The organism is Synechococcus sp. BDU 130192 (assembly GCF_963876085.1).
In the GTDB taxonomy this organism is placed as follows: Bacteria; Cyanobacteriota; Cyanobacteriia; order Cyanobacteriales; family MRBY01; genus MRBY01.
Genome location: NZ_CAWNNO010000033.1, coordinates 223,714 through 249,950, shown reverse-complemented (window position 1 = coordinate 249,950; position 26,237 = coordinate 223,714). Strand labels below are relative to the sequence as shown.

The 26,237-nt window shown below is 50.1% G+C and carries 24 protein-coding genes and 1 tRNA gene; 12 read left to right on the top strand and 13 right to left on the bottom strand.

Annotated features, from left to right (window positions below):
* Nucleotide 1: 1 nt before the first annotated feature.
* Nucleotides 2–586, top strand: coding sequence for an HD domain-containing protein (locus AACT35_RS09805; protein WP_099240805.1), 585 nt, complete (start codon nt 2–4; stop codon nt 584–586).
* Nucleotides 587–635: 49 nt separating this feature from the next.
* Here the strand turns inward: AACT35_RS09805 and petA are convergent, their stop codons facing one another.
* Together petA and petC are read right to left on the bottom strand one after the other, a co-directional pair.
* On the bottom strand, nt 636–1,613 hold the full coding sequence (gene petA / locus AACT35_RS09800; protein WP_062434829.1) for a cytochrome f: 978 nt from the start codon (nt 1,611–1,613) through the stop codon (nt 636–638).
* A 50-nt stretch (nt 1,614–1,663) separates the two neighbouring features.
* On the bottom strand, nt 1,664–2,206 hold the full coding sequence (gene petC, locus AACT35_RS09795; RefSeq protein WP_012307519.1) for a cytochrome b6-f complex iron-sulfur subunit: 543 nt from the start codon (nt 2,204–2,206) through the stop codon (nt 1,664–1,666).
* Nucleotides 2,207–2,433: 227 nt separating this feature from the next.
* Here petC and AACT35_RS09790 point away from each other — a divergent pair, with 227 nt between their 5' ends.
* From AACT35_RS09790 to AACT35_RS09780, 3 genes are all read left to right on the top strand, one after another.
* Nucleotides 2,434–2,745, top strand: a complete 312-nt coding sequence (locus tag AACT35_RS09790) for a DUF3067 family protein (RefSeq protein ID WP_012307518.1) — start codon at nt 2,434–2,436, stop codon at nt 2,743–2,745.
* Nucleotides 2,730–3,266: an AMIN domain-containing protein gene (locus AACT35_RS09785; RefSeq protein ID WP_099240803.1), complete on the top strand. Its 537-nt coding sequence runs from the start codon at nt 2,730–2,732 to the stop codon at nt 3,264–3,266. The genes AACT35_RS09790 and AACT35_RS09785 overlap by 16 nt, the downstream gene beginning before the upstream one ends.
* A gap of 228 nt (nt 3,267–3,494) precedes the next feature.
* Complete coding sequence (locus AACT35_RS09780; protein ID WP_099240801.1) at nt 3,495–5,159, top strand: adenylate/guanylate cyclase domain-containing protein; 1,665 nt, start codon at nt 3,495–3,497, stop codon at nt 5,157–5,159.
* On the opposite strand, the gene ispD is transcribed toward AACT35_RS09780, so the two are convergent.
* The gene (gene ispD / locus AACT35_RS09775; RefSeq protein ID WP_099240869.1) at nt 5,156–5,851 is read right to left on the bottom strand and encodes a 2-C-methyl-D-erythritol 4-phosphate cytidylyltransferase; all 696 of its coding nucleotides are present in this window, start codon (nt 5,849–5,851) and stop codon (nt 5,156–5,158) included. The two genes, AACT35_RS09780 and ispD, sit on opposite strands and share 4 nt — an antisense overlap.
* A gap of 82 nt (nt 5,852–5,933) precedes the next feature.
* On the opposite strand from ispD, the gene AACT35_RS09770 reads away from it, so the two are divergent.
* The 5 genes from AACT35_RS09770 to recQ all read left to right on the top strand — a co-directional run bounded on the left by AACT35_RS09770 (nt 5,934) and on the right by recQ (nt 12,489).
* Nucleotides 5,934–6,893 (top strand): glycosyltransferase family 9 protein, encoded by a 960-nt coding sequence (locus tag AACT35_RS09770; protein ID WP_099240799.1) that lies wholly within the window; start codon nt 5,934–5,936, stop codon nt 6,891–6,893.
* On the top strand, nt 6,886–7,479 hold the full coding sequence (locus tag AACT35_RS09765; protein ID WP_012307513.1) for a D-glycero-alpha-D-manno-heptose-1,7-bisphosphate 7-phosphatase: 594 nt from the start codon (nt 6,886–6,888) through the stop codon (nt 7,477–7,479). Before AACT35_RS09770 ends, AACT35_RS09765 begins: the two co-directional genes overlap by 8 nt.
* A 119-nt stretch (nt 7,480–7,598) precedes the next feature.
* Complete coding sequence (gene htpG, locus AACT35_RS09760) at nt 7,599–9,572, top strand: molecular chaperone HtpG (protein WP_099240797.1); 1,974 nt, start codon at nt 7,599–7,601, stop codon at nt 9,570–9,572.
* Nucleotides 9,573–9,692: 120 nt separating this feature from the next.
* Nucleotides 9,693–10,328: an exopolysaccharide biosynthesis protein gene (locus AACT35_RS09755; protein ID WP_065710954.1), complete on the top strand. Its 636-nt coding sequence runs from the start codon at nt 9,693–9,695 to the stop codon at nt 10,326–10,328.
* Between the two features lie 22 nt (nt 10,329–10,350).
* Entirely contained in the window at nt 10,351–12,489 is a 2,139-nt protein-coding gene (gene recQ / locus AACT35_RS09750; RefSeq protein ID WP_099240795.1) for a DNA helicase RecQ, read from the top strand.
* Between the two features lie 11 nt (nt 12,490–12,500).
* Here the strand turns inward: recQ and AACT35_RS09745 are convergent, their stop codons facing one another.
* The 6 genes from AACT35_RS09745 to AACT35_RS09720 all read right to left on the bottom strand — a co-directional run bounded on the left by AACT35_RS09745 (nt 12,501) and on the right by AACT35_RS09720 (nt 18,927).
* Complete coding sequence (locus AACT35_RS09745; protein ID WP_099240793.1) at nt 12,501–13,289, bottom strand: tetratricopeptide repeat protein; 789 nt, start codon at nt 13,287–13,289, stop codon at nt 12,501–12,503.
* A 55-nt stretch (nt 13,290–13,344) separates the two neighbouring features.
* On the bottom strand, nt 13,345–14,907 hold the full coding sequence (locus tag AACT35_RS09740; protein ID WP_099240791.1) for a phospholipase D-like domain-containing protein: 1,563 nt from the start codon (nt 14,905–14,907) through the stop codon (nt 13,345–13,347).
* A gap of 33 nt (nt 14,908–14,940) precedes the next feature.
* Nucleotides 14,941–15,735, bottom strand: a complete 795-nt coding sequence (locus tag AACT35_RS09735) for a TIGR03943 family putative permease subunit (RefSeq protein ID WP_012307507.1) — start codon at nt 15,733–15,735, stop codon at nt 14,941–14,943.
* A 56-nt stretch (nt 15,736–15,791) separates the two neighbouring features.
* A complete protein-coding gene (locus AACT35_RS09730) occupies nt 15,792–16,244 on the bottom strand; it encodes an FHA domain-containing protein (RefSeq protein WP_030006412.1) in 453 nt (150 codons plus the stop codon).
* A gap of 317 nt (nt 16,245–16,561) precedes the next feature.
* Nucleotides 16,562–17,365 (bottom strand): phosphate ABC transporter ATP-binding protein PstB, encoded by an 804-nt coding sequence (pstB, locus tag AACT35_RS09725; protein WP_012307505.1) that lies wholly within the window; start codon nt 17,363–17,365, stop codon nt 16,562–16,564.
* 344 nt (nt 17,366–17,709) lie between these two features.
* Nucleotides 17,710–18,927, bottom strand: a complete 1,218-nt coding sequence (locus AACT35_RS09720) for a DUF389 domain-containing protein (RefSeq protein ID WP_339374608.1) — start codon at nt 18,925–18,927, stop codon at nt 17,710–17,712.
* A 95-nt stretch (nt 18,928–19,022) separates the two neighbouring features.
* Here AACT35_RS09720 and rpmF point away from each other — a divergent pair, with 95 nt between their 5' ends.
* Nucleotides 19,023–19,190: a 50S ribosomal protein L32 gene (gene rpmF / locus AACT35_RS09715; RefSeq protein WP_012307503.1), complete on the top strand. Its 168-nt coding sequence runs from the start codon at nt 19,023–19,025 to the stop codon at nt 19,188–19,190.
* Between the two features lie 229 nt (nt 19,191–19,419).
* Entirely contained in the window at nt 19,420–20,961 is a 1,542-nt protein-coding gene (crtH, locus tag AACT35_RS09710) for a carotenoid isomerase (RefSeq protein ID WP_099240789.1), read from the top strand.
* Nucleotides 20,962–21,063: 102 nt separating this feature from the next.
* On the opposite strand, the gene AACT35_RS09705 is transcribed toward crtH, so the two are convergent.
* Both AACT35_RS09705 and hisA read right to left on the bottom strand, forming a co-directional pair.
* Complete coding sequence (locus AACT35_RS09705) at nt 21,064–22,182, bottom strand: SpoIID/LytB domain-containing protein (protein ID WP_041443552.1); 1,119 nt, start codon at nt 22,180–22,182, stop codon at nt 21,064–21,066.
* Between the two features lie 133 nt (nt 22,183–22,315).
* Entirely contained in the window at nt 22,316–23,086 is a 771-nt protein-coding gene (hisA, locus tag AACT35_RS09700) for a 1-(5-phosphoribosyl)-5-[(5-phosphoribosylamino)methylideneamino]imidazole-4-carboxamide isomerase (RefSeq protein WP_099240787.1), read from the bottom strand.
* A 59-nt stretch (nt 23,087–23,145) separates the two neighbouring features.
* On the opposite strand from hisA, the gene AACT35_RS09695 reads away from it, so the two are divergent.
* A tRNA-Cys gene (locus AACT35_RS09695) sits at nt 23,146–23,217 on the top strand.
* A 176-nt stretch (nt 23,218–23,393) separates the two neighbouring features.
* Here the strand turns inward: AACT35_RS09695 and AACT35_RS09690 are convergent.
* Both AACT35_RS09690 and glgB read right to left on the bottom strand, forming a co-directional pair.
* Nucleotides 23,394–23,606, bottom strand: coding sequence for a hypothetical protein (locus AACT35_RS09690; RefSeq protein WP_030006408.1), 213 nt, complete (start codon nt 23,604–23,606; stop codon nt 23,394–23,396).
* 171 nt (nt 23,607–23,777) lie between these two features.
* Nucleotides 23,778–26,111: a 1,4-alpha-glucan branching protein GlgB gene (glgB, locus tag AACT35_RS09685; RefSeq protein ID WP_099240785.1), complete on the bottom strand. Its 2,334-nt coding sequence runs from the start codon at nt 26,109–26,111 to the stop codon at nt 23,778–23,780.
* Nucleotides 26,112–26,237 lie beyond the last annotated feature (126 nt).

Genomic DNA, 26,237 nt, shown 5'->3' with positions numbered 1-26,237 from the left:
GATGAAACTCTCTGATCGATTTTCTGAAGCGCTGGTTTTTGCGGAAAAATTACACCGTCAGCAAGTGCGTAAAGGTTCTGGCGTTCCCTATGTGGCCCATCTCCTGGGGGTTGCCAGTTTAGTGCTCGAAGCCGGTGGTGATGAAGACGAGGCGATCGCCGCCCTACTCCATGATGCCATCAAAGACCAAGGGGGATGGGAAACCAGAGCTTTAATCTGTGAAAAATTTGGCGAGCGGGTGGCAACCATTGTCGAAGGCTGTTCCAATAGTTTTGATGGTGAAAAAAAGAGGCCTTGGCGGGAACGCAAAGAAGCTTACCTGCAGCATCTACAAACAGCTTCAGCCTCAGTGCACCTCGTTGTCATGGCCGATAAACTTTACAATGTCCAATCTATTTTGTGGGATTACCAACGGATCGGTGAAGCTCTCTGGCCCCGTTTTAAAGGCAAAAAAGAGGGCACCCTTTGGTATTACAACTCACTTTTGAAAATCTTCGATTTATCCCATCCCCTCGCCCAGGAATTGCACCGCACGATGGAAACTTTGAAGACATTAGTGGCGGCGAATCAAGCACATCAGCAATAAAAAAGACAGACCGGAGTCTGCCTTCGCACAATTTTAAATTTCTTGTAATTTAGAAGTCGAGTTGGCCAGCGGCTTGAACCCGTTCTACCTGTTTCTTCTTCAGAACGAGGAAGATTTGAGTCAACATAATCCCAGCGACAAAGGCCATGTAGCCATAGATGCGAGCGGGATTCTGGAGAACAACTTCTGTATCTTTTTGGCCAAATCCACCGACGTTGGGGTTGTTCGTGAGGGCTTCACCAGCGGCGATCGCCTGACCTTCAGAAACAATCACTTCGGGGCCAGCCGGGATCGTATCGATCACTTCGCCCGCTTCAGTGGAAATGGTAATATCCGTACCCGCAGCCTCATTCACTGCAATATTGGTGATGGTGCCGGTGGCAGACGCTTTAAATTGATTGTTATTGCTTAGTTCACCAGTGGGATAAACTTGTCCACGGCCACGGTTCGCACCGAGGTGGACTGCATATTTACCGTAGTTGATGTTCTTATCGGTTTTCGGATCGGGGGAGAGTACCGGGAAAACGATCTCTTCGTATTGATCACCGGAAATCGGCCCAATGATCACGACGTTTTCTTGATCCGGAGCGTAGGACTGGAAGTAGAGACCTTCGGTTTTTTCCTTTAGTTCGTCAGAGAGACGATCAGCGGGCGCAATTTTGAAACCATCAGGAAGCATCAAAACAGCACCAACGTTGAGGCCACCCTTGGAGCCGTCCCCTAGAACCTGCTGTTGGCTGTGGTCATAGGGAATTTTGACAACGGCTTCAAAAACTTGATCGGGTAAAACGGACTGGGGAATTTCCACCTCGGCTTCTTTGGCAGCGAGGTGACAGTTGGCACAGACGATCCGGCCTGTTGCTTCACGGGGCGTTTCTGGGGCGGTTTGCTGAGCCCAAAAAGGATAGGCGGCAGCGGCTTGGGGGAAAAGGGCATCACTGGCGAAAAATAAACCAAAGGTGGCGATCGCCACGAGGCAGGCGGTCTTTAGCCGTTGCCAGATTGCCATCAGTTCAGGTGTTTTCATCGTAAATTTTTACAAGCGTTTTCTCTAATGGATGAACCCGTATGGGGTCTTTAGGCCCACCAAGGAGCTTCGTCAGTACGGAAATCGGTTTCTGTCCAGTCGGTGAAGGAGATCTTGTCATCTTCAGTCACTTCCGCATGGACAAGGGCCAAGGATAAAGGAGCCGGACCGCGGACAACTTTCCCGGTTTCGTCATACTGAGAACCGTGGCAAGGACACATGAATTTATTTTCAGCGGTATTCCAGGGGACGACACAGCCAAGGTGGGTACAGATGGCGTTGATCCCATAGCTGGAGATGGTGTTATCCCCTTCGACAACCACATAGGTGGGATCCCCTTTGAGGCCTTGGGCCAAGGAGCGATCGCCTGCGGTGTGGGTTTGGAGATAGTCGCTCACGATAATGTCATTACCGAGGGCATCTTTAGCAATCACGCCACCACCAGCGCCACCACTAGAAGGAGGAATAAAATATTTAATAACGGGATATAAACCACCGAGAGCCGTTCCCGCCGCCGTCCCCACCCAGAGGAGGTTCAAAAATTGGCGACGACCTAGATCTGGAACATCGGAGGAACCTGATAATTGAGTCATAATCAGAGCCTTTTTGTATAGTTATGTAAGCGTTTCTACAATACTTCCTATGAAGAATATCATCCAAATGGCGAGCAAAGATGGCGTTTTACCTGAGCTTGAGCCTTAGTTGGTTGCCGGATAGTCTTTAAAAAGGTTAACAAAGTTTTGTAGATAAATTATTACAGATCGGCTGAGATTAGGCTTTTGGCCACAGAAATGTCAATGAACCGCAGGAGGAGTGGGCGATGAATGGTGGAGAACTACGGGAACTTTTGTGGCGTAAATGGGGACGATCCTATGACATCCAACTGCGACAAATTAAGGGGGAATGGTATCTCCAGGTGATGTGGAAATATTTGGAACAGGTTTCTTTTCCCCTCTCGGAGGCTCAATATGAGGAACATCTCCAGGCGATCGCCACTTATTTAGGGGAATGGGGTGTGAGTCAACAAGTCCATACTTACCTCGAAGAAACCACAGAACGCCCCAGGGTCGGCAAAGCAATTAGTATTCGTTTGGAATTGGGAGAACGGGCCTCAGAATGGCTGTTGGGTTAATCCAAAAATATTTTAATCAGAGTGTCTGTGTAGTGCTGGTGTTGGTAGCCGGACTGAGCCACAGCCCCAAGGCGATCGCCGATCTATCGCCAGAGTTGCTCCCCCTCCAAGATTGGGCCTTTGATCCCCAAGCACAGCAACTCCGCCTCCAAACCGCCCCAACGACGATTCCCCAATATTCTCGCCTCAGTAATCCGACTCGTCTGATCATTGACCTGACCGATACCCGCTGGCCCGCTGCCACCTTGACCCAGGCCTACGACGGCACCATTCGTCAACTACGCATTGGCCAATTTAATGACCGCACCACCCGCATTGTCTTAACCTGGGCTGGGGAAATTCCGCCCACTTGGTCGCCCACCTTTCAACGTTTGCCCCAGGCCGATGGTTCTGTGGTGTGGAACTTTGAATTCCAAGGGGCGATCGCCAGTGCAGATCTCCCCTTCACATTTCCCCCGGCCCTCTTGCCTCCCACCCAGGCGATACCGATCCAACTCCCCCCATTGCCAGAACTTCCTTAACGGTTTGTGGCGATCGCCACTATCTTTAGACAGAAAAATATCCTCCTTGGGCTACACTCAGGGATGAATCTCCGCTTCGGGCGCTGACTTTTTATGACAAGCCGAGCAAAATTTCCCCTTGTTTTCTGAACTTCCGTGGGCAGAATTCCCCTGTCATCGCTTTGACTATTTAAATTCAGCAATTTTTTTCGCAGGCCACTGGCACGTGTTATTTCCCGTGAAACTCCTATGACTGATCTGCAACTCCGCATCCAAGCTGAGGGCTACCCAGAACGTATTGTGGTGGTCGATCAAGGGGAGTTTGTGATCGGTCGCTTGCCTGAATGTAGTCTCTCGCTACAGATGACCCAAATTTCCCGGTACCACGCCCGGATCAAACGGCGACAACAAGCTTGGATTTTAGAGGACTTGGGCAGCACCAATGGCACATATCTCAATCACGTCCGGATTACTGAGCCCCAAACGATCCGCCAAGGAGATTTAATCCGTCTTGGCCATGCCTCAATTTTAGTCACGTTCCAGAATGTGACCCTCGATGAAACGACAGATCTACAGGCCGACCAATGGGGATCGGGGCGCACTATTCTCCGTAACGCCGAAGATCTCAAGGAGCAATGGCTACAGGGGGAAGAAGGCTATGGTCATCAGCCCCACACGGAAACGGCGATCGCCCGCCTCAAGGAGTTGGTGGACATTGTGAAACAACTTAGTTCTGCCGAATCCATTGAAGCTATTTTTCGCCTGACCCGGAATGTTATTTTTCAGGAATTGCCAGGCTTAGAACGGCTGGCGCTGCTCATTGATATTCGGGGCAATGGCAAATTAGAACTCCTCAGTGCTGCGGCCCAGAGTCTCCCGGATAATCACCCGGCCATCCGCACCAGTGCTTGGATTAGTCAATCGGTCTGCCAAAAGGTTTTTAAAGAAAGGGTTGCCCTCAAATCCGTAGATGCCCAGAGCGACCAGCGCTTTGCGGGGGAAGATAGCATTTTGGCAAAGGGGATTCGGGGAGTGTTGGCGGTGCCCCTATGGGATCAAACAAAAGTGGTGGGGGTTTTGTATGGTGATGCCCACTTGAAGTTAGATGAATCAGAATCGTTAACCGATGATGATTTAAGTTTTTTTTCGACCATTGGCCATCTGTTGGCAGCCAGTGTGCAACGGTGGTTGCTGAGCCGTCGTCTCCAGGAACAGGCTCAAATTCGTCAAAAACTAGAGCGTTACCATTCGCCTGCGGTGGTACATCAATTAATTTCGGTGGGGGCGTTAAAAAATGGGCGACTCCCCCCTAGGGAAGCGGAAATCAGTATTCTATTTGCAGACATCGTTAATTTTACGCCCATTGCGGAGCAGTCTTCCCCCAGTGCCATTGCGGATTTGCTGAACGTTTTTTTTGAAGAGATGCTCCACTCGGTGTTTGCCCAAGGAGGAACCCTCGATAAGTTTATTGGCGACTGCATTATGGCGTTTTTTGGGGCACCGGAACCCCAGATCGACCATGCTGAACGGGCGATCGCCACCGCCATGGGCATGCTCAACCGCCTTGATCAACTAAATTTACAAAATATTTGGCCCCAACCGATTCAACTGCGGGTTGCAGTAAATAGCGGCAAGGCTTTTGTGGGCGATGTGGGCAGCTCCCAGCGGGTGGACTACACGGTTCTGGGGGGAACGGTGAATCTTGCCGCCCGCCTTGAGACCATTTGTCCGCCGGGGGAATGTGTGATCACCGATGCGACATATCAAGCGATTGGCGATCGCCACCAGGATTTATTTATTCCCATGGGTGCCGGGCGATTTAAAGGCATTGACCGCCCCATCCAGGTTTACCGTACCCAACGGCACCGCCACCCCAAACCGCTGTTAAAAAGCACCGAGGTTTCCAACTCCTAGGTTTTTGGCATTTCATCACGGCTCTGCAAAATAAATTCGGCGATCGCCAAATCTCCTGGCGTCGTAATTTTGAGGTTTGTTTCTTCCCCAGAGACAATTTTCACAGGCAGACCACAACGCTCGAACAAAGCCGCATCATCGGTCACTTCCCAACCCAGGGTTTTGCCTTTTTCGTGGCAATCCTTGAGGCGCTGCACCGTAAACCCCTGGGGCGTCTGGGCAGCCCAAAGCTTCGCCCGCTCCGGCGTCTCTTTGACCCAACCTTGTTCATCTACCACCTTAATGGTGTCCTTGACGGGGATCGCCGCAATTAAGCCCTCACAGGTTTCTAGGGCCGCCGCACAGCGATTAAATAGTGCTGGGGTGGCCAAACACCTCGCCCCATCGTGGATCAGCACCTGGGTTGCCTCTGGGGGAAGGGCTTGTAGGCCGTTATAAACTGACTCTTGGCGAGTTTTGCCACCTCGAATCAGTTGGACAGGCTTAGAAAGCTTTAAATCGGCCAAAATTGCCTCAAAGTCCGGAAAATCTAAAGGCTGTCCCATGATGCCAATCCAGGCCACCGCATCCGCCGCCGCCGCTGCCTGGAGCGTCCAACTAAAGAGCGGTTTATCCTGTAGTGTCATCAGCAGTTTGTTGCGATCGCCGCCCATCCGTTTGCCGACGCCCGCCGCAGGCAATAACAAGTGCACCATGGCTTTTCCCTAAGTTACTAAACGTTTCCGCCTATTCTCTTCTAAAATGATGCTGGATACGTAAGTTTATACCCCCAAGATGCGCATACTAGCCCTAGTTCCCGGAGGAGTTGGCGACCAAATCCTCTTCTTCCCGACCCTCGCTGATCTCAAGGAACGTTATCCCGAAGCCATGATTGACGTTCTGGTCGAACCCCGTGCCAAGGCAGCCTATCGCGTCTGTCCCCAGGTTCATGAAGTGCTGACCTTCGACTTTAAAGATCGCAATGGCCCGGCTGACTATCTCAATATTCTCGGCACCATCCGCGATCGCGAGTACGAAATTGCCCTCTCCCTCGGCAAAAATTGGGCTGTGGGCTTCCTGCTCTGGCTGAATGGAATTCCCACCCGCGTGGGCTACAAAACCGCAACATCTTGGTTTATCTCCAATCCAGCCCCCCTCAACGAAAACCAATACGCAGCGGCCCTCTACCACGATCTCCTCAAAGGCTTAGGCATTGACACCGATTGTCCATCCCCCAGTATCACAGTGCCCAATGGGGACATTCAGTGGGCCGAAGGGGAACAAAAACGCCTGGGCTTAACCGAGGGGTATATCCTGATCCACGGTGGTGCCAGTCAACTCTCCCAAGCCAAGGGCATCAACAAACTCTACCCTGTGGCAAATTGGCAACCGATCATTGAAGATATCCAGAGTAAGCAGCCAAACCTCCCGATTGTCTTGCTCCAAGGCCCGGACGATGCCCCTTGGGTCACGGAACTCATCGCCCTTTATCCAGCGCTAAAGGTGACACGGCCTGAGGATATTGGTAAAGCAGCAGCCATGATTGCCGGGGCCAACTTGATGGTTTGTACAGATAGTGCGCCGATGCACCTGGCCGCCGCCGTGGGGACTTACACCATTGCTCTCTTTGGTGCGACCCACGCCGAAAAGCTCTTACCGCCACAGAATGATAAATTGATTGGCATCCAGTCTCCCACTGGAAAAATGGCAGATATTCAACCCAAAGACGTATTGGCTCAAATTTGGCGTGGCTAAACCAGCAGTTTTCCTTGATCGTGATGGTGTCCTTAACATCGAAGCAGGATATATTCACACCCTCGAAGACCTGAATCTAATTCCAGGGGTGGCGGCGGCTGTGCGATCGCTCAACGATCAAGGAATTTTTTGTTGCTTGGTTTCCAACCAATCGGGGCCAGCCCGGGACTACTATGGCATTGACCATGTAGAAGCCCTCCACACCAGACTGCGTACCCTCCTAAACCAAGAAGCGGCGGCCCACCTCGATGCGCTGTATTATTGCCCTTATTTAAGCCAGTCAGCCGGGGGCACCCACCCAGACTTTACCCAGTGGGGCACCTGGCGCAAGCCGAATACAGGAATGTTGGTGACAGCGGCCTGGGAACATGATTTAGATTTACGCCGTAGTTTTATGGTGGGGGACAAGGCGACGGATATTGACCTCGCCCACAACGCTGGCCTCCGGGGAATTTTGGTTCAAACAGGCTACGGTAAACAAGTTCTCAGCGGCAAGTACCAACACCATACCAAGCCCGATTATGTCGCCAAGGATCTCCAAGATGGGGTGAATTGGGTATTACAACAGCTCCAAAAGAAGCCATAGGAATCAAGAAAATACGGAAATCCGCATCTAGGGATGGGGGCGATCGCCGCCTTGAGGTTTTCCCAAGTTCCGGCAAAATAGAGGACAAATCCTTAGACCAAGTTGGAAACATACGACCTATGGCAGTCCTCGAAAAAGGCAATATTACAATCCATACCGAGAATATTTTCCCGATAATCAAAAAATCTCTGTATACCGACCACGAGATCTTTTTACGGGAACTCATTTCCAATGCCGCCGATGCGATCACCAAGCGCAAAATGGCAAAAATGGCCGGTGAAAGTAGCATTGATGTGCCCGATGGGGAAATCATTATTGACGTTAACAAGGAGAAAAAACAACTCTCCATTACCGATAATGGCATTGGGATGACCGCCGACGAAATCAAAAAATATATTAACCAAGTTGCCTTTTCGAGTGCCGAAGAATTTATTCAAAAATATGGCAAGGATGCGAACGATTTAATCGGGCATTTTGGTTTAGGGTTTTATTCTGCCTTTATGGTGGCCACTCAAGTAGAAATTAATACCCTTTCCTGCAAAGATGGTGCGGAAGCGGTTCATTGGAGCTGTGATGGTTCCCCCGAATTTCAACTGAGTGCCAGTGACAAAACCAGCATCGGCACAACCATTACCCTCACCATGATGGACGAGGAAACAGAATATTTAGAATCCCAACGGATTCGCCAATTGGTTAAAACCTATTCTGATTTTATGCCCGTTGCCATTCGCTTTGAAGGGGAACAAATCAACAAACAGCGGGCCATTTGGAAAGAATCTCCCCAGAATTTAACCGACGAAGATTACCTCGAATTTTATCGCTATCTCTACCCTTTCCAAGAAGACCCATTACTGTGGGTTCACTTGAATACGGACTATCCTTTCTTGCTCAATGGCATTCTCTATTTTCCGAAACTGCGCCCGGACATTGATGTTACTAAAGGACAAATCAAGCTGTTCTGTAATCAGGTTTTTGTCAGTGACCATTGCGAAGAAGTCATCCCTGAATTTCTGATGCCGCTGCGGGGCGTTGTGGACAGCACCGATATTCCCCTCAATGTTTCTCGCAGTGCCTTAACAAACCACCGGACAGTGCGCCGCATCTCCGATTACATTGCCAAAAAAGTTGGCGATCGCCTGAAGTCCCTCTACAACGAAAGCTATAGTGACTACGTTAAAAGTTGGGAAGATGTCGGCACCTTTGTGAAGTACGGTAGTATCCGCGATGAGAAGTTTAAAAAACAAGTCGAAGACATTCTCATTTACCGCACAACCCACCAACCAGAAACAGCAGCGACAACGCCGAAAGTAGAAGTACAGGGCAATGATGGCGATGTGTGGGAAGACGTGAAATCCGAAGACACCCAGGCAACGTCTACGGCCCCCTATACAACCCTCAAAGATTATTTAGAGCGCAATAAAGAAAAGCACGAAAATCGCGTTTTTTATTGCACCGATCCCAGCACCCAGGGCACTTACATTGAACTGTACAAAAACCAAGGTTTAGAAGTCCTTTACATGGACTCCTTTATTGATACCAATTACTTCATTCCTTTCCTGGAACAGGAATACAGCAATGTGAAGTTTTCACGGGTGGACTCGGAGCTAGATCAAAGCCTCGTAGAAGACGATAAGGCCAGTGAAATTGTTGACCCGAATACCAACAAAACCCGTGGCGACGTCATTAAAGAGTTGTTTGAAAAGGCGATTGGGAAACCAAAGGTCAACATCAAAACCCAATCGATTAAATCCGCAGAAACAGCGGCAACGCCCCCGGCAATGGTGCTTTTACCAGAGGCCATGCGACGTCTGCAAGAGATGACGGCGATGATGCAACAGACGGCAATGCAATTCCCAGAAGATCATGTGTTGATGATTAATTTGTCGCACCCCTTGATCGAAAATATTTACCAACTCAGCCAGGGTTCAATTATCCAAGCAGATGGCAAAGCCTCGAATCAGGAAACCATCGATATGATGTGTCAGCACGTCTATGACCTGGCATTGATGGCCCAGAAGGCCTTTGATGCGGAGGGGATGAAAGCGTTTGTGGAACGTTCGAACCAAGTGTTGACCCGTTTAACCCAGAAGTAAGCCTTCATTTAACTCGCCCGATGATCTCCCCCCCCGGTGGGGAGATTTTTTTTGTAAACACAATTAACGGACGGGCATTGCGCTATGCTCAGTAGCTGTCCCTCTGCGTAACATTTGGCTATGGCTCGCCTCTCCCAAGAATTGCACCGTTATTTTTTTGAAGAAGACCGTGGTGAAACCGTTAGTTTAGCCCAGGCGATCGCCCTCGCAGAGGAAAAAGTCTTTGGGGTCATTTTGCTGCTGTTGGCCTTTCCGTCGGCCCTGCCGATTCCGGCCCCGGGTTATTCGACGCCCTTTGGGATTTTAATTTTTGCGATCGCCCTCCAGTTGATTTTTGGGCGGAAAAAACTCTGGCTTCCGGTTGCTTGGCAACGAAAAACCATCAAAACGACCATGGCCCAGGGCATCCTGAAAAAAGGTCTCCCTTGGCTCAAAAAAATTGAGGCGATCGCCCACCCCCGGTTTCCCATCGTTTGCCAGAGTCGCCTGGGTCGCACAGTTATGGGTTGTACCATTGCCCTGATGGCTACCTCGATGATGATCCCCATTCCCGGCACCAATACCCTCCCGGCCATGGCGATTTTCCTCACCGCCTTTGGCCTCCAAGAGGACGATGGCTTGATCAGTGGCGCTGGGGTTGTTTTCTCTGTTGTCATTGCCGTGCTGATGGTGTCCGTCATTTATGTGTTCTTCAACGGTGGCCTCAGCCTATTGGATCTGCTCAAAGACTGGGTCACGGTACGATTAGGGGGCTAGTTGTTTTCGTTTTGTTGCCGCCATGTCCCAGTTCCCATCCCTAGAAGCCGCCCTCAAACACTTCTTCGGATATGACAATTTCCGCCATGGCCAAAAGGCGGTCATTACCGCTGCCCTGGAAAACCGCGACGTCCTCGCCCTGATGCCAACAGGAGCGGGCAAGTCCCTTTGTTTCCAACTGCCCGCCCTGCTGAAACCGGGGTTGACGGTGGTGATTTCTCCTTTGATTGCCCTAATGCAGGATCAAGTCGATGCCCTGACAGACAATGGCATTGGTGCAACTTTCCTAAACAGTACCCTCAACCTCGACCAAGCGCGATCGCGGATCCAGGCAATTTTTAACGGCAATATTAAACTGCTCTACGTTGCCCCAGAACGATTATTTAACGAAGGCTTTCAGCAACTACTTACAGATGTGGATCAGACCATTGGCCTCGCTGGCTTTGTGGTGGATGAGGCCCACTGTGTTTCAGAATGGGGCCATGATTTTCGCCCCGAATACCGCCAACTCAGTCGCATCCGGAGGCGTTATCCCCAGACTCCTTGCCAGGCCTTTACCGCCACCGCCACCCAGCGCGTCCGTGAAGATATTATTGATCAACTCGCTTTACAAAACCCCAGCTTTCACTGCACCAGTTTTAATCGCCCCAACCTTTACTACGAGGTTCTTCCCAAAGACCGGAAAAGTTATACGCAACTGCTGCGCTATGTTCGTCAACGGCGCGGGCAACCGGGAATTATCTACTGTTCTAGCCGCAAAAAAGTAGACGAGTTGGCCGATCGCCTCAAACAAGATGGCGTTAAAGCCTTGCCCTACCATGCGGGCTTGGCGGATCGTTTACGGGCGGATTATCAAGAGCAATTTATCCGGGATGATGTGCCTGTGATGGTCGCCACCGTTGCCTTTGGCATGGGCATCAACAAACCCGACGTGCGCTTTGTGGTGCATTATGATTTACCGACCAATTTAGAACGCTATTACCAAGAGTCGGGTCGTGCGGGTCGAGACGGGGAGCCTGCCCACTGTACTCTGTTCTATCGGGCAGGGGATATTAAAAGGGCCGAATATTTCATTGAACTCAAGGAAGACGAACAGGAAAAACGAATTGCCTACCAACAGCTGCAAAAGATGATCGACTATGCCGAGGGGATCGATTGTCGGCGGACGATCCAACTGAGCTATTTCGGGGAGCAATTTCCGGGGGACTGCGGCGGTTGCGATAATTGCCAGAATCCTCGCCCTGTCGAAGATTGGACGATTGAGGCCCAGAAATTTTTATCCTGTGTTGCCCGCTGTCGAGAACGTTATGGCATGACCTACATTATCGATGTGTTGCGGGGTTCCAAGAAAGAAAAAATTATCCAAAATGGGCACCACCAACTGTCTACCTATGGCATTGGCCTCGACCATACTAAGGAAGCATGGAAAAATTTGGGGCGATCGCTTTTACATCAGGGCTTAGTAGCAGAAACAAGCGACGGCTATCGGGTCTTGAAGCTCAACGCTCGCAGTTGGGAAATTTTGCGACAACAGAAAACAGTGAAAATTGCTGTGGAACGGCGGCAAACGGCCCAGGAAATTCTGGGGATTTCTGAAAGTCGCCTCGATGCGGAAATTCTTTTTGGGCAACTGCGACAACTGCGGAAACAATTGGCCGATGCAAATTGGGTTGCTCCCTATATGATTTTTTCCGATGCGACCCTCCGGCAAATGGCAACTCAGCGACCCCGCACCCAAGCAGATTTTTGTTTGATTTCTGGGGTAACGAGTGCGAAATACCAGCGTTATGGGGAGCCTTTCCTCGCGGCAATTCAGGAATTTTGCGCCAGCCAAGAGCCACCAAACCCCCAGGTCAATGGCACCCAGTTACTCACCCTCCAGCTTTATCAACAGGGCCTTTCGGTTACAGAAATTGCCAAGCGGCGCAGTCTGACGGCGGGGACGATCAACGAGCACCTGGCAACATTACTCCAGAATGGCGAGATTACTGACCTAGACCGCCTCGTCAAACCAGCCGCCCAAGTGGAAATTGAAAAGGCGATCGCCACCGTGGGAGCAGAATCCTTAACGCAGTTGCGGGAGCACCTCCAGGAAAAATACAGCTACGATGCAATTAAACTGGTGCGGGCTAAACTGCTGCAAACCGCAAAATCAGCCTAGAATCTTGAAATTTACTGGAGATTGAGGAAATTATCTAAATCTTCAAGGACTTTCGGTGGAAAGCGACGAATATCCTCTAACCACTCTAGATTCCGGTAACGATCGTCTAAACCCGCTGCAGCCACCCAGTTACTTTCAGCCTCGCCGAATTGATGGTTGCCCCAGAGCATCGCCGTCAGAGCCACCCGCGCATCAGCAAACATCGGGTATTTGCGCACCAGGCCTTTCATTCGCTGGATCGCTTGGTTGTTTTCGCCAACTTGATACAGGGAAAGGGCATAACTTTCGGCGGCCCAGGCAAAGCGGGGATCCAGTTCCGTTGCTTTCTGGTAGTCCTGGCGGGCCTGTTCCCAATTGCCCAAACTGCCATAGGCATTGCCGCGATTGTGGTAGGCGATCGCCTCTTGGGGATCGAGTTCGATGGCTTTGTCATAGTCGGCGATCGCTTCGCTAAACCGTTGCTGTTGTTCGAGGATCGCACCGCGATTAAAGTAAGGTTCGACTTGGTCTGGGGCCAGGCGGATCGCTTCATTGAGATCGTCGAGGGCTGCATCAAACTGATTTAAACTCGCCCTCGTATTGCCTCGGTTGCTCCAGAGGGCCGGATTTTGGGGAAATGCTTCAATTAAATCGGACCAAATTTTTTCGGCGGTAAACAAATCGCCTTTTTTCGCCGCCTGGATCGCGGTTTGGGTGAGGCGATCGCCTTCAGAGATTTGGGCATTGGTGAGGGCAACACTGGGCCAACAAAGGCTAATCCACAGCAGCAGACTACACAGAAAACTAAAAATTGGGCGCATAGATAAATCGCTCAACGGCGTTCAGAGAAAGGGCTAAGGGTACTATAACGCGTCTCTACCAAGTGACTTTTCCGGCCAGGTCGGCGGCTTTCTTTTCCCCAATGCCCGATACCCGTTGCAGATCCGTCAAACCAGAGTAGGGGCGGCCTTCGATAATTCCTTGGGCGAGGCTGGGGCCAATACCAGGTAAGGTTTCGAGTTCGACGGCACTGGCGGTGTTGAGGTTCACGGGGCCATCGGTGGCGGCTACGGTACAGTCAGCAGGGATGTTTTTTTGTTTGCTGGCGATAAAGGGCGGAATCCCCAGATAGGCCGTGGTATAAAACTGATCGAATTCAGCTTGAAATTGTTGGGCGATCGCCTCGTTCTGGATAATTAAGAGAGTTTCGTCGTTTTGATTATTGGCAGCAGCCGACCAATTATGGGAGCCAGTAATTACGGTTTTTCCATCGATGACAGCGAATTTGTGGTGAAATTTGTCCCCCTTGGGTAATTTGGGCGTGCCGACAGTTTGAATGGGGTTAGCCCAGGGCCGATTAAAGGGGTCACATTTTTCCTTGAGATTCACCCCCAACAGATCCAGTCCATCGCTATATTCCCGAAAGGCAAAACTCGGATCAATTAAGGCGCGGATTGCAGTGCCTTCTTGAGCTTCTTTTTCTAAAATATTGGCGATTTTTTGCTCAGAGAACACAAATAGGGCCAGGCTAATTGACTCCTGGGCTTGGGCGAGGGTGCTGCCAATGAGACCATTGCTCGTATTTTCCCAAGGTTGGGAACTAGAGAAAGGCGAAAACTGAACGGTGACGCGACTGTTGCCTACGCTAAAGGTTTGGGGCGGTTCCTGAAGTTTCTGGACTCCAAACTTACGCCCTGTCCACATCTCCTCAAATTCTGTTGTAAAAACCTGGGCGATCGCCGCATCTTGGATCCGCATTAGGTGGTTTACATTGCCCCTGGTTTCCGGGTTGGCGAAATCTCCGTGGATGCCGCTCAATGTCCAGTTTGCTGAGCCGGTGATCACCGTTTCCCCATCGACCACCATAAATTTGTGGTGCATCAGGCCGCTCCCTTTGGAACCGTCGGCGGTGTCGTCCAAAATCGGAATCTTTGCCCGTTCTAAAATGGCGATCGCATCATATTTAGCCGTCTCTGCCGCATCCAAAAAGCCATCTTGGTTTTCGTCGGCGAGGGCGACAAATTCTTGGTATTTTCCCTGATCCCGTTCATCGAGTTCTAAAATTTCTGCCGAATCAGGTGTGGCCCAGGGTTGACGATAATTATTTTCGACGATGACGCGAATTGTGATTCCCGCAGCGGCTTGGTCGGCCAGAGCTTCAGCTACCAGGGGTAAGTTCAACTCCTGAATCGCAATATCAATGGTGCTTTGGGCACTGTTAATGCCCTCAATCAAAATTTCTTCGAGGTTATCCCCTGGGCGTTTCAGTTGGCGGTAGGGTTCGGTGTAACTAATACGTCGGCCTTGACGCTGATTGAAATACACCTGAATGGATTCATCCTGGGGCGATCGCCCCCTTCCCCCCTGGCAACCCAGCAGACCAACGGCCAACAGACCCCAAAGAACGAAAAATGGGCGGCGAACGGCGGGATTAACCATCGAAGATTTAAGAGCGCAACACCACCCTTATACCTAATAATCGTAAGGATTTCTGGGGGTGGGAATCGGTTCGACGGCACTGGCTTGGATCACCAACTGACGCTGGGGCAAATTATTATCACCCTCAGCTTCTGTGGTGAGTTGGAGATCCTCGGTAATCATTTCCCCCGTGACTTCTACCCAAGAGTCCGGCGCAAAGGCTTGGCGATCGCCTTCGAGTTTCACGGGCAATCCCACCGGATAGGCATCCACTGCACAACAGGTCAACACAAACCGCGACACCATCATGTAATTGTCCGGCAACTGGGGCAGGTGAGTCACAAAGCCGTTCACCTTCACCGGATCCCCCGTATAGGCATCGGGTTCCGGGTAAACATTCAACGTCCGAATCCAATCCAATAACGTCCGCTCCTCTGGGGAGGTGCCGACCCGAAAACTTTCCGGTTGACTCCGGGTGAGGGGCAACTCTTCCGTTAAACCCCGTTGAATCGCCGTTTGGCTCGACAAAATGGTCGGCGGGATCAAAAATCCGGCGATCGCCACCACAATTAATAGGGCACTCCCCACATTCTGGGGTAATAGCGTAATGTGCTGCACCGACTCCCCGCCACTAACTTGGGGACGCACCTGTTGTAGTAATTTTCCCAACCCCAGCAGGAGGAGAATAATCCCCGCCGCCACACATAAACCGAAGTAATTGGGGTGGATCAACAGAGCTAGCTGGCCCGTAATCGCATACTTGAGCAGCAAAGCTCCCCACAACAACAGGGCCGTAATATCAAACCAAGGGGCCAAACCAGCCGCTTTCGGAGCAGAAAAATTAACCATTGCGTTCCTGGAAAAAATACCTCAAACAACTATCACCCGTTTCCGTTAAGGCCACCCTAAAACAAACGTGTTGCCTCTTCATCAGCCATCAGTTCTTGATCCTCGGCTAACATCGCCGGATCAATGAGCGTAATGTCAAAGGGATCTTCCTCCCCTGGCTGAGTGCGCTTTGAAGCACGCGGCGATCGCCGTTCGTAACGACCCAAAATTTGGGGGCCAAACGTCACGACATCCCCATCCTGGAGTGTGACCGCATTCACTTTGTTCCCATTGACCAAAATGCCATTGGCACTCGCCTCCTGCAAACCGTCCCCATCAACAATGCGATAGTAAACATGATCATCCGTGAGATGCCGGACTAAGGTGGCATGGAGACGAGACACAAACTGAGACTGGAGGTGAATCGCGCAACTACTACGACGCCCAATAGAATAGCGAGCATCCGTCAAAATATATTCCCGTTGTCCAGTGTCATCTTGGACAACAAAAACATGTTGAGGTTGATTCATTGTGACGGTAGGAGCAACAGCCATGGATTCCAAATCAGTGCAGAAAAATTGTCGCTAAACAAAGACAATACTAAGTCCTCACATTTAAACATATCAGTTCAACATTCAATCGTGGTATGAACCCACAAAGCCCAATTCATGTTCAGTCTCTAGGATTGTCCTATCCTATCGAAGTGCCGTCTTTTTTGGTCAACCCGTAACAAATTCAATCACAAACAAAAAACCCATTACCTGCAACAGCAGATATGGGCTAAGGCTGAGACAAAAATTTAGTGTAGCGTTGCGAGAAAAACAGACCCTAAAGTCATTCCCTCAAATTAACCGAAACGGCCACTGACATATTCTTGGGTGGCCTGTTCCCGGGGATTTTGGAAAATAACCTCCGTGCGGTCACATTCCCCCAGATAGCCCTGGCGAGTACCATCATCATTGGTCTTCACGTTGAAAAATGCCGTCATATCAGCGACCCGCGAAGCCTGTTGCATATTATGGGTCACGATAACAATCGTGTATTGCTCTTTGAGCTGGTGGATCAACTCTTCAATTTTGAGAGTCGAAATCGGGTCTAAAGCAGAACAGGGCTCGTCCATCAACACCACCTCTGGCTGAATGGCGATTGTCCGGGCAATACAAAGCCGTTGCTGTTGCCCCCCAGATAGGGCGAGGCCACTTTGACGCAATTTATCCTTAACCTCATCCCAAAGAGCGGCCTGGCGCAGTGAGCGTTCTACCAGTTCGTCCATGTCGCCCTTGTAACCATTGATCCGTGCCCCATAGGCGATATTGTCATAGATCGATTTGGGGAAGGGGTTTGGCTTCTGGAACACCATGCCAATGCGACGGCGCACTTCCACTGGATCTACACCGGATCCGTAGAGACTACTGCCATGGTAAGCGATGTCGCCATCTATGCGGAAAGAAGGAATGAGATCATTGAGACGGTTATAGCAACGCAGCAGAGTGCTTTTACCGCAACCAGAGGGGCCAATAAATGCTGTTACTTGATTTTTGGGAATGTTGAGGTAAACGCCTTTGATCGCCAGGAAGTTACCGTAATAGACACTGACATTTTCTGTCTGCAGAACGTAGTCTGTGGCGTTTGCATTGTCGAGTTCAATCATTGGAAAAGCAGCTTATCTAGGCCGGATGCGGGGAGTCAAGAAAATAGTCAATCACTTGCCGAATGACTTGGTGGAGCTAATGTTGAGGCTTGTTTAAATCTGAGAAGAGCTTAACGATGGAGAGGGTTTCCGCGTTTGCCAGCTTTATCAGTTTTGCCTAGACCATTAGAATACAAAACCTTCGGCTCCAGTATATTATCAGTCCTGCGACATCTTGACTTTAAGAATAGGTAAACCTTTTGACTGGCGCTAGATAGGGTCGTTCTTTGTCGGTTATTGTTAGGTTGAACTAAAGCGAAAAGCTTGATCTTTCAAGGATTTCTAGTTGACAATTGGAGTCTTTTTTATTGGCGTGGTGGGGCCATGTCCAATTGGGGTAAATCTAAATCATGGGGATCGATGTCATCGGCTTTGACTTCTTGGATTGGACTGACCTGAAACACAATTTTAAAAATTTGCCGATTACGCTTGCGTAAAAATTCTTCAACGAGCAGGGCTTGTCTGGGGGTAATTTCTTTTTTCGCCTGGAGATTAACATAGATAATCGGTGGGGAAGAAGTCCAGTCAACCCGCACCCGAACATTTTCAACATCTTGACCAACAGTGACGGTTTTAGTTGTGAGCTGGCTGGTGATGGTTTGTTGTAGGCGGAGCTGTTGCACGAGTTGAACAAATCTTGCCCCCAGGGGTACTAACAAAATCAGGGTTAGGGCCATCGTCCAACCCAGGGCGTGGTTGATCTCGGCATAACCGGCCAAGATGTAGACCACCATGCAGGCAAGGGTAATGCCGAGGAGGTTGGTTAGATAGAGTAAGAAAGCGCCACGGGAGTAATTGAAATAGCCTTGGGAAAAAGATAAGCCCACCACACAGAGGGGAGGCATCAGGGCAACGGCGATCGCCGTCCCGGCGAGGGCATCGCTGATCCCTCGGCGCACCTTCGCAAAACCGCTAATCCCCCCAGCGGCCACGGCAATACCAAGGTCGATCAGATTTGGCTGCGTCCGGGCCGTGAGTTCCGAGCCAAAATCAGGAATACCAATGACGACGCCGATCATCCAGGATAAAGCCAGGGAAAGGGCGGTTGCGCCGGTAATTGAATACAGCGATCGCCAAAATAATTTCAATTCCCCTTCTAGGGCGGCAAAGGCCAATCCCCGCAACGGCAACATGAGCGGCGCCACCAGCATCGCCCCAATAATCACAGCCGTACTATTACTAATGAGCCCGAAGGTGGCAATAATACAGGAGCTGACCGTCAACATCACAAAATTAAGCCGCCAGCTCGCCTCGATCAAAAGCTGCCGATACAGACGCCGCGTCTTTTTCCCCGTCACCGGGCGAGGAATAAACCACTGCACAAAATCGACCCAACCCAACCACCATTCCATCACGACCCCGTAGGCTTGGGGATTACGGTATAGCCGTCGTCGATACCACACCATCGCTGTTAAGACTCCTGGACAAATAGACACACAAATGCGATTTCGATTGTAAAAGCTCGGTTCCTCTCTGGTGGGATTTGCATGGATTTCTTTACCCGTGACAAACCCCGCCTTCATTCACCCCCACAATTCAAGAGATTCTGACGGAGGACTTACTTTTTGGGAGAGAAGATTTTATAATGGTAATTCTGTAAAAATCTGTAGTTAATCCCATGGCAGTTCCAAAGAAGAAAACCTCAAAGGCAAAGCGTGACCAACGCCGGGCCCACTGGAAGCGTAAGGCAACCATCGAAGCCCAAAAGGCCCTTTCCCTTGGCAAATCTGTACTCACTGGTCGTTCTAGCTTTGTTTATCCTTCCCCCGAAGACGACGAAGAGTAAATTCAGTATTTTTCTGGCCCCAGTGCCCTCTAAATCTCTTATTAAAAATAAATATAGTTCTGATACAACAAGGTGGAAAGTTTTCCGCCTTTTTTTGTGACAAAGGCCCATGCCCAACGAAGAACTGTCGCCGCAACATCGCCGGAGAGTTACCCTACTAATCCCAAGGGAAATAAAGGTAGACTATGTAACAGTCAAAATTTAGCCTACCTTGCGAGCCTCACCGTTTATGACCGCCAAAACTGCCATTTCTGCTCCCCAGTACGATGTGATTGTCATTGGTTCCGGTATCGGGGGCCTCGTCACGGCAACCCAATTAGCAGCAAAAGGGATCAAGGTGCTGGTGCTAGAACGCTATGTGATCCCCGGTGGCAGTGCGGGTTATTTTGAGCGGCAGGGCTATCGGTTTGATGTGGGCGCTTCGATGATCTTTGGCTTTGGCGATCGCGGCACCACCAATCTCCTCACCCGGGCCCTCGCCGCAGTGGATATGTCAATTCCGACCATCCCAGATCCGGTGCAAATTCATTACCATCTCCCCAATGATCTTGAGGTCAAGGTACACCGTGACTACGAAGAATTTTTAACGGAGTTAACGGCACGGTTTCCCCACGAAGCCAAGGGCATTCGTAAATTTTATGATGAATGCTGGAAAGTATTTAATTGCCTCAATAGCATTGAGTTGCTTTCCCTCGAAGAAATTCGCTACCTGCTGCGGGTCTTTATGCAGAAACCCTTTGCTTGCCTAGAGTTACTTAAATATTTACCCAAAAATGCTGGGGATCTCGCCCGTCAATATATTAAAGACCCCGAACTGCTGAAGTTTATCGATATGGAATGTTACTGCTGGTCAGTGGTGCCAGCTGAACTGACTCCCATGATTAATGCGGGTATGGTGTTTAGCGATCGCCATTACGGGGGCATCAACTATCCAGAAGGCGGAGTGGGCCAAATCGCCCTCAAGTTGGCTGAAGGTTTCGAACAACATGGTGGTGAAATCCAATATGGTGCAAATGTCTACGAAATCATCACCGACCAAGGCCGGGCCGTCGGCGTGCGCTTAGCCAATGGCACCGAGTATTTCGCCAAAAAAGTCATTTCCAATGCCACCCGTTGGGATACTTTTGAAAAGCTGCTCCCCAGTGAAAATAAACCCTTTTTTGAAGAAAAGTGGACGGAGAATTACCAAAAATCCCCCAGCTTTCTCAGCGTTCACCTCGGTGTCAAAGCCGATGTTCTTCCTCCTGGGACGGAATGCCACCACATTTTGCTCGAAAATTGGGACACCATGGAAGCCGAACAGGGTACTATTTTTGTTTCTATTCCGACGCTCCTCGATCCGAGTCTGGCCCCTGAGGGATACCACATCATTCACACCTTTACCCCCAGTTGGCTGAGCGAATGGCAGGGCCTTTCTCCTCAGGAATATGAAGCCAAAAAAGAAGCCGCCGCCTGGCAACTCGTAGATCGCCTTGAAGCTATTTTTCCAGGATTAGATGCGGGATTGGACTACATGGAAGTGGGGACACCGCGCACCCATCGCAAATTCCTCGGACGGGTCGATGGCTCCTACGGGCCGATTCCCCAGCGCAAACTTTTGGGGTTATTGGGAATGTTTAATTTTGCTGGTTTTCCACCCAGGGTCAATAAAACAGAAGTCTCTGGACTTTATTGTGTCGGCGATAGTACCTTCCCCGGACAGGGCTTAAATGCTGTGGCGTTTTCTGGTTTTGCCTGTGCCCACAAGGTGGCGACAGATCTCGGCTATTAAGTGACAGGCACAAGAAAGGCGATCGCCCTTGGGAAAACCAAAAAAGAGGGGAATTTTACCCCTCCTGAGATCTTGTATTTACTTCACGTTGAAAACTGACAGTTACCGTGGCGTCAACTTGGCAATGGTGGCATTTTGGTAATAGTGACGCAGAATTTGTTGGTAATCAATGCCCTGGGCTGCTAAACCATTAGCTCCCCATTGACTCATACCAACGCCATGGCCAAAGCCTTTACCGTAGATATAAACGTCGCCCTGTTGGATTCTGGCATTGATCAAGGTACTACGCAGTTCCAATAAACTACGCAGTTGATCGCCACTGATATTTTTGGTGCCGCGATCGCCAATCACTTTCATCGTAATCACCCGACCCTGGGGGGTAGCCCGTTGGGGAATGAGTTGCTTTACAGTACCAACACCACCAACCAGTTCCCCTAAGCGAGCCGCAGAAATGGTTTTACTCCACTGATAGACTGGCGAAGATTGGTCATAATCTACGACCCCCCGGAGATAGGGCAGAGGTTGACTCCAGATATCCTCGACGTTTTCGGTATGGCCACCCGAAGAAGAATGGAATACCGCCAGAATAACACTACCGTTATAGGTCATCACCTGACTTTCCGTGGCGTTAACGGCAGCATGGGTTGTGCTGTACTCGCTATTTAGACCCTTGTAGACCTGTGTCGCCGTTGTGGTGTCTAGGTCATAGGGTTTCCCGGCATTTTCCGAGCGTTTTTTTAATGCATAGGTACGGGCCGCGACAGCCTGGGCTTTGAGGGCTTCCTGGGGCCAACTGGGAATTGCTTCAGCGCCGACAACACTATAGAGATAGTCTTCGAGATCGACGTGATTGATGGCGAGAATTCCGTTGCCACTCTGCCGGAGTTGGGTGCGCCCCCGGTACCAGCGATCGCCAATCCACACATAGCCATCACCCTGGGGCTCAATCCAAACCTCAGTTGCCCGCCAACGGTCAAACGCCAATTGATTACCCTGGCGTCCCACGGCAAAGGAACTCATTCCGGCAATTTCACCGAGGACTTGGCCTTGGCCATTTCTGATTAAAGCATTGGTGGAACTGCCCACCTGGAGATTGGCCGTCGTCTGCCGTACAGCGACCCGGAGATCAACCGCTGCCTGTGCAGGTGCAAGGGTTCCTAGCCATACAAGCCCCGAAAGAACCCAGGAATGTCCGATTAATCTACGTAAGGGTCTCAGCATAAACACATTAGAAATCTACAACAAATATCAATGGCATAAAGTGGTGCAGTCGATCACTATATAGCTTTACTCTAGAATCGCTTTTGATGTGGTTTGTTCCATTACAATTTCACGACTCAATCTAGCACGAAAATTAGGCGATCGCCGTACCATCATCCGGAAAAACATCCTGTAAACGTTGGGGGCCAACCGCCTTCACCGCTTCAGCCAAATTAATGTCCCCGGTATAAATCGCCCGGCCCACAATCGCTCCTGTGACCCCGATCCCTTCGAGGGCCACAAGATTAACCAGATCCGGCAAAGAACTCACGCCCCCCGAGGCAATCACCGGAATCTCAATGGTGGCCGCCAATTCCCGCAGCGCCTCCAAATTAGGGCCAGTCATGGTGCCATCCCGATGAATATCCGTGTAAATAATGGCAGCGACGCCCTGGGTAGCCATCTGTTTCGCCAAATCCGTCGCCAAAACCGCCGACGTTTCCAACCATCCCTTTGTCGCTACCTTTCCATCGCGGGCATCAATCCCAACCGCAATCCGGCCAGGATATTTAGCACAGAGTTCTGTCACGAGATCCGGGTTATCTACCGCCGCCGTCCCAAGAATGGCTCGCTCTACACCCACATCAAACAAGTGCGCCACACTGTCTACCGTACGGAGACCACCACCCACCTGTACAGGAATATCAATCGCTGCTGCAATTTTGGCGATCGCCCCTAGATTGACCGACTCTCCCTGTTTTGCCCCGTCTAAATCCACCACATGGAGCCGCGTTGCCCCCTGCTCAGCCCAAGTCCGTGCCACCTGAACCGGGTCATTATTAAACACTTGCGCCTGTTGATAATCACCCTGATAGAGGCGCACACATTGGCCACCGAGCAGATCAATAGCGGGAATAACTTCCATAACGAAAAAAATGTTGTGATGTGAACAAAAGCCCTGTTATAATAGCGAACTGTTGACCCGGTGGTATAGCCAAGTGGTAAGGCAGAGGTCTGCAAAACCTCCACTCCCCAGTTCGAATCTGGGTACCACCTTATTGTTATTGTTAATAGCTGAAATCGACCTAGAACTTGCTCTGTAAGTAGAACTTCTAGTTCCTTTATTTTTTATGCCCTAAATAAAGGCTAATTAAATACGCGAATTTCTCTGCAAAGAACCAAAAAGGTTCAAGAAATAGTCTCAAACCCCCTTGATTAGATGAAATAAGTTTTTATTTGACGACCGCAGTGATGATCGTCGTGATCGTGGCAGTTGCCAGTAGGCCAAAGGCGAGATTAACTACCCATTGAGATGCCATCTGGTAGGCATTAAAGCGGATGGTCAATTCTTTTTGTTCGTCCCGTTGGGTTTTGATAGCTTCAGTAAGCTCCTGTACGTCATCGGCGAGCTTGTCGAGCATTTCGTCTGTCCAGCGTTGTGTCATGGTTTGTGCTACCTCACTTTTGCTTTATTAAATGGGTGGTCATCTAAAAATTACAAGGGATAATGATGAGGATTCATATCCAGTCTCTCTTAAACCCAACAAGAAAGGTCTGGAGACAAACTCCCAGACCCTGTAAATATAGTTCAACAGCTAACGACAAAATTTTATTTTTTATATTTCGCCGGATAGAGCCTTGGCTTTATCGGCCTGTTTTTGAGCAAGCATTGCGGCTGTTTTTTCTCGATCAATTTTTAGGACAACCACGCCGAGGGGCGGCAAACACAGATCAATGGAATAGGGAAGATTATGGAAGCGCCAATCTTCAGTCCAGACGCCACCGAAGTTGAGCAAATTACTCCCCCCAAAAGTTTCAGCATCACTATTTAAAATTTCTTGATAGTAGCCCTCTTCTGGAATGCCAATTCGATAATGGCTATGGGGTTGCGGCGTAAAATTGCAGACCACAACTAAAAAATCGTTGGGATCTTTTGCCCGTCGAATAAAAGAAAGAACACTATTTTGATTGTCAGAACAGTCAATCCATTGGAATCCTTCCTCTTCAAAATCCCGTTCGTAAAGGGCCGGTTCCTGTTTATAGAGACTATTTAATGCCCCGAAGAAACCTTTGAGTTTGGCGTGGGGTTCATGTTGTAGCAAATCCCAACTCAAGTCACTCCAAACATTCCACTCATTCCATTGGCCAAATTCCATGCTCATAAACATGGTTTTCTTGCCAGGATGGGTAAACATATAGGCAAATAAAGCCCGCACATTGGCAAATTTCTGCCATTCGTCCCCCGGCATTTTGCCAATAATCGAGCTCTTACCATGGACGACTTCATCGTGGGAAAGGGCCAACATGTAGTTCTCGCTGTGGTGATACCACATACTGAAGGTAATGCTGTTTTGGTGATGCTGCCGGAACCAGGGATCCATGCTGAAGTATTTAAGATTGTCGTGCATCCAGCCCATATTCCACTTGAGGTTGAAGCCGAGGCCACCGAGGTAAGTGGGACGAGAAACCATGGGCCAAGCCGTGGACTCTTCGGCAACGGAGATAATCCCTGGATAGTATTTGAAGATGAGATTGTTGGTTTGGCGGAGAAATTCTACGGCTTCGAGGTGTTCGTTGCCGCCGTAGTCATTGGGAAGCCACTCGCCATCTTCCCGGTCGTAGTCGAGGTAGAGCATTGATGCCACTGCATCGACCCGAATGCCATCGATGTGATATTTATCAAACCAGAATAGGGCATTGGCAATCAGGAAGTTGCGAACCTCATTGCGATTGTAGTTAAAGATCAGGGTGCCCCAGCCTTTGTGCTCACCTTTGCGGGGATCGGCATGTTCATAGAGATGGGTGCCATCAAAGTAAGCGAGACCATGGGCATCCTTAGGGAAATGGCCAGGAACCCAGTCAACGATCACCCCGATACCATTGGCGTGGCATTGATCGATGAAATACATCAGGTCTTCGGGATTGCCAAAGCGGGAAGTAGGGGAATAGTAGCCGGTTACTTGGTAGCCCCAGGAGCCGTCAAAGGGATGTTCAGCGACAGGCAGTAGCTCGATGTGGGTGTAGCCCATGTCCTTAACGTAGGGGATGAGCTTATCGACAAGTTCGTAATAGCTCAGGAAGCGGGCACCGGGTTTTTGATCGCCCACGGGAATGGGATCGACTTCACCGGAAAGGAGTCGCATTTTTTCGGTGGCGGAACCATGGAGCCAGGAGCCGAGGTGTAGTTCGTAGATGGAAACAGGATTTTTGAGGGGGTCTTGTTTGGCACGTTGTTCTAGCCAATCGTGATCCTGCCATTGGTACTGATCAAGGTCAGCAACGATAGAAGCAGTGTCGGGGCGCACTTCCCGGAGAAAGCCATAGGGGTCTGATTTTTCGTAGATGTGGCCGTGTTGGTTTTTGATTTCGTATTTGTATTTGGTGTTGGGGCCGAGGTCAGGAATGAAAATTCCCCAAATACCAACGTTTAAACGGCGCATTTGGTGTTTGCGACCATCCCAGTTGTTAAAGTCGCCCAGGATGGAGACGTTGCGGGCATTGGGTGCCCAAACGGCAAAGTAAACGCCTTTGATGCCATCGACTTCGACGAGGTGTGCCCCCAGTTTGTTGTAGATGCGGTGGTGATTCCCTTCGGCAAAGAGGTGGAGATCGAGATCGCTGATGTGGGGGGCTTCGGCAAAGGCATAGGGATCGTTGATGATGTGTTGGCGATCGCCTTCTTGGAGCTTCAGTTGATATTTCGGCGTCGTTTCACTCTGGAGGGTGCATTCAAAGAAGTGGGGATGATGCACCGTTGTCATCGGGTGTTCCGTTTGGGAAGGGGTATCAATCACCCAAGCTTGGCTAGCAGAAGGTAAATAAGCGCGAATTGACCAGGTTTTCGGATTGGGATCGTCGTTGGTGGGATGGCAACCCAAGACAGCATGGGGGTTGTCATGGTGGTTAGAAACAATTTGGTTGATCTGGTCTGGAGTGAGGAGAGTAGGCATTATGGCAATTACCAAAAATCGATTAGAGGTTTATTAAAGGAATTTTTTTGTTTGGCGATATGGGACAAGGCTAGCTCAGGATAGGGTAATCCGAGGGAGATTATAGGACGTGGTGGGCGTTTGGAA

Bases quoted from the DNA above. Each gene is read 5' to 3' on its own strand.
- htpG (WP_099240797.1), top strand. From the start codon at position 7,599: ATGGCAGTCCTCGAAAAAGGCAATATTACAATCCATACCGAGAATATT.
- pstB (WP_012307505.1), bottom strand. From the start codon at position 17,365: ATGATTGAACTCGACAATGCAAACGCCACAGACTACGTTCTGCAGACA.
- AACT35_RS09790 (WP_012307518.1), top strand. From the start codon at position 2,434: ATGAATGGTGGAGAACTACGGGAACTTTTGTGGCGTAAATGGGGACGA.
- AACT35_RS09690 (WP_030006408.1), bottom strand. From the start codon at position 23,606: ATGACACAACGCTGGACAGACGAAATGCTCGACAAGCTCGCCGATGAC.
- AACT35_RS09720 (WP_339374608.1), bottom strand. From the start codon at position 18,927: ATGAAGGCGGGGTTTGTCACGGGTAAAGAAATCCATGCAAATCCCACC.
- AACT35_RS09730 (WP_030006412.1), bottom strand. From the start codon at position 16,244: ATGAATCAACCTCAACATGTTTTTGTTGTCCAAGATGACACTGGACAA.
- AACT35_RS09780 (WP_099240801.1), top strand. From the start codon at position 3,495: ATGACTGATCTGCAACTCCGCATCCAAGCTGAGGGCTACCCAGAACGT.
- AACT35_RS09755 (WP_065710954.1), top strand. From the start codon at position 9,693: ATGGCTCGCCTCTCCCAAGAATTGCACCGTTATTTTTTTGAAGAAGAC.
- AACT35_RS09705 (WP_041443552.1), bottom strand. From the start codon at position 22,182: ATGCTGAGACCCTTACGTAGATTAATCGGACATTCCTGGGTTCTTTCG.
- AACT35_RS09805 (WP_099240805.1), top strand. From the start codon at position 2: ATGAAACTCTCTGATCGATTTTCTGAAGCGCTGGTTTTTGCGGAAAAA.
- recQ (WP_099240795.1), top strand. From the start codon at position 10,351: ATGTCCCAGTTCCCATCCCTAGAAGCCGCCCTCAAACACTTCTTCGGA.
- AACT35_RS09735 (WP_012307507.1), bottom strand. From the start codon at position 15,735: ATGGTTAATTTTTCTGCTCCGAAAGCGGCTGGTTTGGCCCCTTGGTTT.
- glgB (WP_099240785.1), bottom strand. From the start codon at position 26,111: ATGCCTACTCTCCTCACTCCAGACCAGATCAACCAAATTGTTTCTAAC.
- AACT35_RS09740 (WP_099240791.1), bottom strand. From the start codon at position 14,907: ATGGTTAATCCCGCCGTTCGCCGCCCATTTTTCGTTCTTTGGGGTCTG.
- rpmF (WP_012307503.1), top strand. From the start codon at position 19,023: ATGGCAGTTCCAAAGAAGAAAACCTCAAAGGCAAAGCGTGACCAACGC.
- petA (WP_062434829.1), bottom strand. From the start codon at position 1,613: ATGAAAACACCTGAACTGATGGCAATCTGGCAACGGCTAAAGACCGCC.
- AACT35_RS09770 (WP_099240799.1), top strand. From the start codon at position 5,934: ATGCGCATACTAGCCCTAGTTCCCGGAGGAGTTGGCGACCAAATCCTC.
- crtH (WP_099240789.1), top strand. From the start codon at position 19,420: ATGACCGCCAAAACTGCCATTTCTGCTCCCCAGTACGATGTGATTGTC.
- petC (WP_012307519.1), bottom strand. From the start codon at position 2,206: ATGACTCAATTATCAGGTTCCTCCGATGTTCCAGATCTAGGTCGTCGC.
- AACT35_RS09745 (WP_099240793.1), bottom strand. From the start codon at position 13,289: ATGCGCCCAATTTTTAGTTTTCTGTGTAGTCTGCTGCTGTGGATTAGC.
- AACT35_RS09785 (WP_099240803.1), top strand. From the start codon at position 2,730: ATGGCTGTTGGGTTAATCCAAAAATATTTTAATCAGAGTGTCTGTGTA.
- hisA (WP_099240787.1), bottom strand. From the start codon at position 23,086: ATGGAAGTTATTCCCGCTATTGATCTGCTCGGTGGCCAATGTGTGCGC.